The sequence below is a fragment of the Massilia sp. P2_C2 genome, assembly GCF_056404615.1.
In genome coordinates, this window is record NZ_JBFUDR010000272.1 from 1 (window position 1) to 8,548 (window position 8,548).

An 8,548-nucleotide genomic window follows, 5' to 3' on the forward strand; every position below is an offset into this window, starting at 1 on the left:
TCCCCGACCCCCCGACCTGGACTCGAACCAGGGACCTGCGGATTAACAGTCCGTCGCTCTACCGACTGAGCTATCAGGGAATAGTGTTGCTATTATAGCCCCTCACCAAGGGCTTGCACAGTTGGCGCGCCAACCGTGCGGAATTCTGGCTCCCCGACCTGGACTCGAACCAGGGACCTGCGGATTAACAGTCCGTCGCTCTACCGACTGAGCTATCAGGGAATTGGTGGGGGCCTGAATAACCTGCTGCGCGTTGCATTTCCGGTCTGCGATGCTCGCCGTACCGAAGTACGGCTGCGCTTCTCGACCGGAACTGCTGCCGCTCGCGACGGTTCTTCAGAGCCCCGATACGCTAACAATGATTGCTTAGCGGAAGGCCGAGAGTTTAGAGAACTTTTGCGATGGCGTCAACGACGCGATCGATGTTCTTCGAGTTCAGCGCGGCCACGCAGATGCGGCCGGTGTCCACGGCGTAGATCGATTCGGCGCGCAGCTTCTCGACCTGGTCCTTGGTCAGGCCCGAGTACGAGAACATGCCGACCTGCTCGCGGACGAATTCGAAATCGCTGCCCGGGGCTTTTTCGGCCAGCTTCTTGACCAGCTCGTCACGCATCTGCTTGATGCGCACGCGCATGCCGGCCAGTTCGTCTTCCCACAGCTGGCGCAGTTCCGGCGTGGACAGGACGGTCGCGACGACCTTGCCGCCGTGGGTCGGCGGGTTCGAGTAGTTGGTGCGGACGACGCGCTTCAGCTGCGACAGCAGGCGGGCAGCCTCTTCCGCGGTCGCTGCGACGACGGACAGTGCGCCAACGCGCTCGCCGTACAGCGAGAACGACTTCGAGAACGAGTTCGACACCAGCAGCGGGCCGGCCGTGTCGGCGAAGCGGCGCACGACGGCGCCGTCTTCCGCGATGCCGTCGCCGAAGCCCTGGTAGGCCATGTCGAGGAACGGGATCAGGCCGCCGTCACGCACGGCCTGGATCACCTGGCCCCACTGGTCGGCGTTCAGCTCGGCGCCGGTCGGGTTGTGGCAGCAGGCGTGCAGGACGACGACGGCGCCTTCCGGCATCGCTTTCAGCGAGGCCAGCATGCCTTCGAAGTTGACGCCGTGGGTGGCCGGGTCGTAATAGGTGTAGTTGTTGACGGTGAAACCGGCGCTTTCGAACAGCGCGCGGTGGTTTTCCCAGCTCGGGTCGCTGATGTAGACTTGCGAGTCCGGCGAGAAGCGTTTCAGGAAATCGGCGCCGATCTTCAGCGCGCCGGTGCCGCCCAGGGCTTGCACCGTGACGGCACGCTTCTCTTGAATTACGGCGCTGTCGGCACCAAATACGAGTTCTTGCACAGCCTTGTCGTACGCACCCAGGCCTTCGATCGGCAGATAGGTACGGGGCGTCGGCTGCTCCATCAACTTCGCTTCCGCTTTCTGAACACATTCCAGCAGCGGCACTTTCCCGTTGTCGTCGTAATAGACGCCCACACCCAGGTTGATCTTGGCGGGGTTAGTGTCTGCATTGAAAGCTTCGGTGATGCCGAGAATCGGATCGCGGGGAGCCATGGCGATGGCGCTGAAGATGCTTGCAGGAGCTGGGGAATTCATCGTGATAAACTTGGTTTGTCGGCTGGGTTTCGCAGCGGTTGAATAGATAGGCGGCCTCGAACAGTGCGAGGCCGCAGGCGGATTCTCATTCTAGCAAAGGTCTGATCCAATGGCAGATTTATCGGTTGCAAATTCACCAGCACCTACCGTCATCACGTTCCCGGATTCCCCGTTCAAGCTCCATCAACCCTTCCCGCCGGCGGGCGACCAGCCCACCGCGATCCAGGGTCTCGTCGAGGGCATCGAGGATGGCCTGATGTACCAGACGCTGCTCGGCGTGACCGGTTCCGGCAAGACCTATACGATGGCCAACGTGATCGCCCGCTCGGGCCGTCCGGCCATCGTGTTCGCTCCGAACAAGACGCTCGCAGCCCAGCTGTACGCGGAATTCCGCGAGTTCTTCCCGCAGAACGCCGTCGAATATTTCGTCTCGTACTACGATTACTACCAGCCGGAAGCCTATGTGCCGCAGCGCGACCTGTTCATCGAAAAGGACTCGTCGATCAACGAGCACATCGAGCAGATGCGCCTGTCGTGCACGAAATCGCTGATGGAACGGCGCGACGTCGTCATCGTCGCGACCGTGTCGGCCATCTATGGTATCGGTAACCCGAACGAGTACCACAAGATGATCCTGACGTTGCGCACGGGCGACAAGGTCGCGCAGCGCGACGTCATCGCGCGCCTGATCCAGATGCAGTACACGCGCAACGAAATGGACTTCGCGCGCGGCACGTTCCGCGTGCGCGGCGACACCATCGACATCTTCCCGGCGGAACACGCGGAACTCGCGATCCGCGTCGAGATGTTCGACGACGAGATCGAATCGCTGCAGTTATTTGATCCCTTGACCGGCAAGGTGCGCCAGAAGATCCCGCGCTTCACCGTGTACCCGGGCTCGCACTACGTCACCGGCCGCGCCACCGTGCTGAAGGCCGTCGACTCCATCAAGGCCGAGCTGCGCGACCGCCTCGAAGAATTCCGCCAGCAGGGCAAGCTGCTGGAAGAACAGCGCCTGGAGCAGCGCACCCGCTTCGACCTGGAGATGCTGGCCGAAGTCGGATTCACCAAAGGCATCGAGAACTATTCGCGCCACCTGTCCGGGTCGATGCCCGGCGAGCCGCCGCCCACGCTGATCGACTATCTGCCGAAGGACGCGCTGATGTTCATGGACGAGTCGCACGTGATGATCGGCCAGCTGAACGCGATGTACAACGGCGACCGCTCGCGCAAGGTGAACCTCGTCGACTACGGTTTCCGCCTGCCGTCCGCGCTCGACAACCGGCCGCTGAAATTCTCGGAATTCGAGAGCAAGATGCGCCAGTGCATTTTCGTGTCGGCGACGCCGGCCGATTACGAAAAGGAAAAAGCCGACAACGTGGTCGAGCAGGTCGTGCGGCCGACGGGCCTCGTCGACCCGCAGGTCATCGTGAAACCCGCGCGTTCGCAGGTGGACGACCTGATGGGCGAGATCACGGACCGCATCAAGAAGGACGAGCGCGTGCTGGTCACCACGCTGACCAAGCGCATGGCCGAGCAGCTGACGGAATACCTGTCCGACCACGGCATCAAGGTGCGCTACCTGCACAGCGACATCGACACGGTGGAGCGCGTGGAGATCCTGCGCGACCTGCGCCTGGGCACGTTCGACGTCGTCGTCGGCATCAACCTGCTGCGCGAGGGCCTCGACCTGCCGGAAGTGTCGCTCGTGGCCGTGCTCGACGCCGACAAGGAAGGCTTCCTGCGGTCGGAGCGCTCGCTGATCCAGACCATCGGCCGCGCGGCCCGTAACCTGAACGGCGTGGCGATCCTGTACGCGGACCATGTCACCGATTCGATGAAGCGCGCGATCGACGAGACGGAACGCCGCCGCGCCAAGCAGATCGCGTTCAACGAAGCGAACGGCATCACGCCGAAGGGCGTGCAGAAGAAGATCAAGGAAATGATCGACGGCGTGTACAGTGCGGCTGCGCAGAAGGCCATGCTGAACGACAACGGCTTGTCGGAAGAAGCCGCCAAGGTCGAGGGCATGAGCGAGAAGCAGATTTCGAAAGAGATCAAGCGCCTCGAAAAGCTCATGGTCGACCACGCCAAGAACCTGGAGTTCGAAAAGGCGGCGCAGGTGCGCGACCAGTTACACGTCCTGAAGCAGCAGGCATTCGGTGCGCCGGGGGCGGACAACGTCGTGTCCATTCTCGGCAAGTGATTGATGCTGGGGGCATCAATCACGCACTGTGCTCGCCCTGCCCTGTGCAGTAATCGATGAATGCCCGCAACTTCGCGGGCATTTGTCGTCTTGTCGGGTTCGAACAGTTAATCTGGAACTTCGGTAACTTTGCGCGATCATAGGCAATATGCACGAGTTCATTCCGATCAGCACAGCCGACAAGCCGCTGGTTGGACGACCAGGATGACTGTAAAGGATGTTCAATGCTCGCAGCGCACCGCATCCGGCTGGACCCGAACAACATACAGGCGACCTACCTGGCGCGCGCTGCGGGCACCGCCCGCTTCGCGTACAACTGGGCGCTGGGCGAGTGGCAAAAACAATATGAAGCCTGCAAGGCCGACCCGACGCTGACCAGGCCCTCCGAAGCGGCGTTGCGGCGCCAGCTTAACAGCATCAAGCGCGACCAATTTCCCTGGATGATGGAAGTCACCAAGAACGCGCCGCAGATGGCCATCGTGCAGTTGGGACGGGCCTTCGAGAACTTCTTCGCCGGGCGCGCCCGTTATCCAAGATTCCGCAGGAAAGGACCGGATGACCGGTTCACGATCAGCAATGATCAATTCCGAATTAAAGGCCGGCATATCCGCATTCCGAAACTGGGATGGGTCCGCATGCGCGAGGCGCTACGCTTCGCGGGCAAGCTCGTGTCGGCTTCGGTCGCGCGCGTTGCCGACCACTGGTATGCCAGCATTACCGTCGATACTTCCGACCCACCTGTGCCGCCTGTCGAGAGCCAAGACGCGGTCGGGGTGGACCTGGGCATCAAGGCGCTGGCTACCCTGTCGACCGGCGAAACGTTTCAGGGCCCGAAGGCTTTGCGCACCTTGTTGACACGGTTACGGCGGCGGTCGCGTGCCCTGTCCCGTAAAGTTAAAGGTTCGCGTAATCGCGTCAGGGCGAAGCTGAAACTGGCGAGGCTGCATGAGCGGATCGCCAACATTCGCCGCGACAGCTTGCACCAACTGAGCACCTGCATCACGCGCCGCTTTCACATGATCGGCATCGAGGATCTCAACGTCAAGGGCATGCTGGGCAACCGGCACCTGGCGCGGGCCATCGCCGACATGGGCTTTTATGAACTACGCCGCCAGCTCGAGTACAAGGTGGCCTGGCGTGGCGGGCAAGTCGTGCTGGTCGATCGTTGGTTCCCGAGCAGCAAGCTGTGTTCATGTTGCGGCTACCGACTGGAGTCCCTCGGTCTGGATATGCGGCGCTGGACCTGCCCAGGTTGCGGGGCGTCGAACGACCGCGACGTGAACGCGGCGATCAATCTGAGGAATGTGGCGGTTAGTTCGACCGCATCAGCCTGTGGAGGGGAAGGCGCTGGCCCTGCGCGCGAGCGCAGGGTGAAACCGGCCCCGGCGAAGCAGGAATCCAACGGCAAAGTTTACTATGGCTAACTTTGCGTAAGTTTGGAAGAACGGCATGATGTACGGCGGCGCCAGCGTGGGCGACAAGCCGGCGGGCTATCGCGCACAGGTAGCCGTGGAAGGCGCGGGCAGCGGCGTCGCCTGAAGCGCGCCGCCGTCGGCGCCACCGTCAGGCCGCTTCAGCCGCCTTGCGCCGCCGCGTCACCGCCAATGCGGCGAAGCCGGCGCCCAGCAGCATCAGGCTGGCCGGCTCCGGAATGGCCGACCGCGCCGTGCCGGAAAAGCCGGCGCTGCCCACGAGGAACGTGCCCGCCAGGCGCAGGTCGTACGTGCCGCTGGAGATCCGGCCGGCGCCGACCACGACATCGTCTTTCAGGGTCAGCGCCAGCGCGTCGATCGGCGTCACGAGATCGCCGGCGAAGAAGCCGAGGTCCGTGAAGCGCAGCGTGTCGTCGCGGTCCGGGCGCACGATGAAGTTGAAGTCGGCGTTCTCGGGCGGCGTGTTGAACAGGAAGTCGTACTCGAACGTGTCGCCGGCCATGGCGTCCGGTTCGGCGACGCCGAAGAACCAGGCCTGCGACACGTACTGGTCGAAGTCGGGTACCACGAAGTACATGCCGCTGAACGTCGGGGTGGCGTGGGCGTTGAAGACGGCGCAGGTGGCGAGCACGAGGCCGAGCAGGCAGTGTTTGATCGATTTCATTGCTGTCTTTCGAAAATTAAAAGGCTCACAGGTTCGCAGGTTCACAGGTTCACAGGTTCACGCCGAGGGCGCGCGCCAGGTTCGTCACGTCGAGCGAGCCGAGGCCCGTCGCCGGGTTGAACGTGTTCGTGCTCTTGTAGTACAGGTTGGTGCCGGCCGTGATCGCGCGGAACGGCGACCGGACGCCGTAGCCATACGTCTTGAACGCGCCGTACAACTGCGGGTGCAGCAGGCCCAGGCGGCTGTTCTTCCCGGCGGCGATCAGGGTGAAGATGCCGTTCAGCTGCGGCGCGACGAAGCTCGTGCCGCCGCTGCCGGCGCCCCATTGCCCTTCGAAATACACGAGGTAGCCGCTGTACGGGTCGGCGTTCAGCGACACGTCCGGCAGGTTGCGGCCAGGGACGCCCGCGGGCAGGTCGATCAGGTATTCGTAGCCCGGCCCCGGGTCGCCCAGCACCGACGCCTTGCAGTACAGGCTCTGCGCCGCGGCGCTCGTCGCCACGCCGGCCAGGCCGCCCTGGTATGCGGGCCGGCCGAAGTCGACGCTGACGCCGCCGCCACCGCCTACCGCGAAGTAGTCCGTGTAATACCTGGTCTGGCCGTAGTACTGCGCGATGTAGCTGCGCAGGTAGTCCCAGGCCCAGGCGCGCTCGGTCGGGATCGTGATGGTGCCGTAGCGGTGCACCTGCGTATGCGGCAGCGTGGTGCCGCCGGCCGCCAGCACGGCGGTGTCGGACGCCGGATGGTCAGTGGACAGCAACGTGGTGCAGGCGGGATACGGGAAATTGCGGTTGATGTCGAAGGCACCAGAATCGCCCGACGCGGCGATCACGGGAATGCCCTGCAGCGCGGCCTGGACGAATACGGCGTGATAGGCCGCCAGTTCCGCGCCGCTGTTGAAGATCTCGGCCGCGCCCCAGCTGACGGACAGCGTATCGACGACGTTCTCGTCGACGGCCGTCGCAAACATATCCAGGAAACCATTGCCCTCGTTGGGGGCGAGGTAGACGCGGATGTTGGCGCCCGGCGCCACGCCGCCCGATTGCTGGATGTCGAGCGTCGTCTCGCCGGCGCCGTCGCTGCCCGGACCGTCATCCGGCAACGGACCGCCGTCGACGGGCACGTCGGTGATGCGGTTCGGCGCCACGGTCAGGCCCAGCGCATTCCAGTACGCGTAGGCATCCGACTGGCGGTAGCCGGCCAGGGTGGCGATGCCGATGGTCTTGCCGGCCCCCGTCACGCCGGCCGAGTACAGCGGGGTGACGTTGTACCTGGCGGCCAGGTCGAGCACCGTGTACTCGCCCGGCAGCGATGCGGCCGTGGCGCTCGGGACGCGGCTCGGCACCAGCTTCGATTCGCCGGTCGCGACACCCGACGCCGGCTGGCGCGTGAGATTGCTGCGGAACAGCGGGCGGCCGTTCAGGCCATGCACGGCCGTGACGATGCCGGCCAGGTTGGCGGGCATGGCCGTCGCGCCGGCCGGGGCCTCCCAGGTGCGGCCCAGCGACTGGTAAGCGTGTATCGGGCTGCCGAACACGGCGGCCAGTTGCGCGTTCGTGCCCTTCGCGGAAATCAACAGGTTGTTCGCATAGACCTTCGTCACCGTCAGCCCCTGGGCCTTCAGGAAGTTGACGACCTGGGCGACCGTCGTCGCGTCCTGGCCGTACAGGGCGCCCACCTGCCCCGGCGTCAGGAACTTGTGATAGTGCGGACTGGACGGATCGACGAGCGACGCGGCATGCGCTTCCATGGCGGCACTGTCCCGGACGGCCAGCGACAGCGTGACCTGCCTGACTTCGGACTGGGGCGCGAGGCCGAGATCGACGATGCGCGCGTCGCGGTCGAACTTGAACTCGGTGGAGGTGGTGGCACCGTATGCCAGCGAACTCGTCAGCAAACCGATGGCAACGGCGATTGCGGTGAAGGTTTTCAATGCGGACTCCCTGTTGGATGAATAAGGAAGCTGCCGGTAACGGCAGTGCATCGAAGCCACAAGCAAGGTACATGCCATTTTTTCAATCAATAGATATTCCCCCAAATATTCAGAGACTTGTCATCCTGAGGTCATCTTTTTGTGTCATAAAAATTGTATCTCTGTAAATTTCTCCGACACATATGTATTTGATTGCAATCAAAATGTTTCATGTGATTTTCGAATAGGCGTAACATCAACCGAACACGCACGACGGCACGATGACTGTTCCGATCAATGAACGACATCGACCGGCGGGGTGCACATAAGACGTTGGATGAAGGTGACAGACTGCGCCGTAGCGCATCACAGCGGCGGCACGGCGTCCGCCGTCCGGTAGCGCCCCACGAAGGCCGCCAGTTCCTTCGAGTGATAGCCCTGCGCCAGCGTCTCCAGGCGCGCTGCGAACGGCGCATAGGCCGGGTCGAGCGCGCGCAGGTGGTTGGCCCGTTCGCGGATCTCGCGCATGCTGCCGATCTGCGCCAGTTGCCACAGCGTCTCGATCTCCTGGGCGGGCGGCGCGACCATGTCGACACCTTCCTCGACGCCCGCGCCCGGTTCCTGCGCCGGTTTTCCGAAGGTCCATTGCAAGGACAATAGCGTGCCGATGGTGCGCAGCAAGTCATCGTGGTCGACCGGCTTGGCAAGGAAGGCATCGGCGCCCGCTTCCCGGCAG

The 8,548-nt window shown here is 63.5% G+C and carries 5 protein-coding genes, 2 tRNA genes and 1 pseudogene; 2 read left to right on the forward strand and 6 right to left on the reverse strand.

Annotation, left to right across the window (positions count from 1 at the left end; all coding sequences use genetic code 11):
* Positions 1-7: 7 nt before the first annotated feature.
* The 3 genes from AC1DYX_RS24170 to AC1DYX_RS24180 form a co-directional block, all read right to left on the reverse strand.
* Positions 8-80: transfer RNA gene (locus AC1DYX_RS24170), tRNA-Asn, on the reverse strand.
* Positions 81-146: 66 nt separating this feature from the next.
* Positions 147-222 (reverse strand) — tRNA-Asn (locus AC1DYX_RS24175).
* A gap of 163 nt (positions 223-385) precedes the next feature.
* Positions 386-1,597, reverse strand: coding sequence for an amino acid aminotransferase (locus AC1DYX_RS24180; protein ID WP_477263588.1), 1,212 nt, complete (start codon positions 1,595-1,597; stop codon positions 386-388).
* Between the two features lie 109 nt (positions 1,598-1,706).
* On the opposite strand from AC1DYX_RS24180, the gene uvrB reads away from it, so the two are divergent.
* Together uvrB and AC1DYX_RS24190 are read left to right on the forward strand one after the other, a co-directional pair.
* The gene (gene uvrB, locus AC1DYX_RS24185) at positions 1,707-3,803 is read left to right on the forward strand and encodes an excinuclease ABC subunit UvrB (protein WP_477263590.1); all 2,097 of its coding nucleotides are present in this window, start codon (positions 1,707-1,709) and stop codon (positions 3,801-3,803) included.
* Between the two features lie 224 nt (positions 3,804-4,027).
* Entirely contained in the window at positions 4,028-5,227 is a 1,200-nt protein-coding gene (locus AC1DYX_RS24190; protein ID WP_477263592.1) for an RNA-guided endonuclease InsQ/TnpB family protein, read from the forward strand.
* Between the two features lie 139 nt (positions 5,228-5,366).
* Here the strand turns inward: AC1DYX_RS24190 and AC1DYX_RS24195 are convergent, their stop codons facing one another.
* The 3 genes and pseudogenes from AC1DYX_RS24195 to AC1DYX_RS24205 form a co-directional block, all read right to left on the reverse strand.
* Complete coding sequence (locus AC1DYX_RS24195; protein WP_477263595.1) at positions 5,367-5,900, reverse strand: PEP-CTERM sorting domain-containing protein; 534 nt, start codon at positions 5,898-5,900, stop codon at positions 5,367-5,369.
* Between the two features lie 49 nt (positions 5,901-5,949).
* Entirely contained in the window at positions 5,950-7,833 is a 1,884-nt protein-coding gene (locus AC1DYX_RS24200) for a S53 family peptidase (RefSeq protein ID WP_477263597.1), read from the reverse strand.
* 345 nt (positions 7,834-8,178) lie between these two features.
* Positions 8,179-8,548 (reverse strand): annotated as a pseudogene (locus AC1DYX_RS24205) (hypothetical protein); the annotation flags it as partial.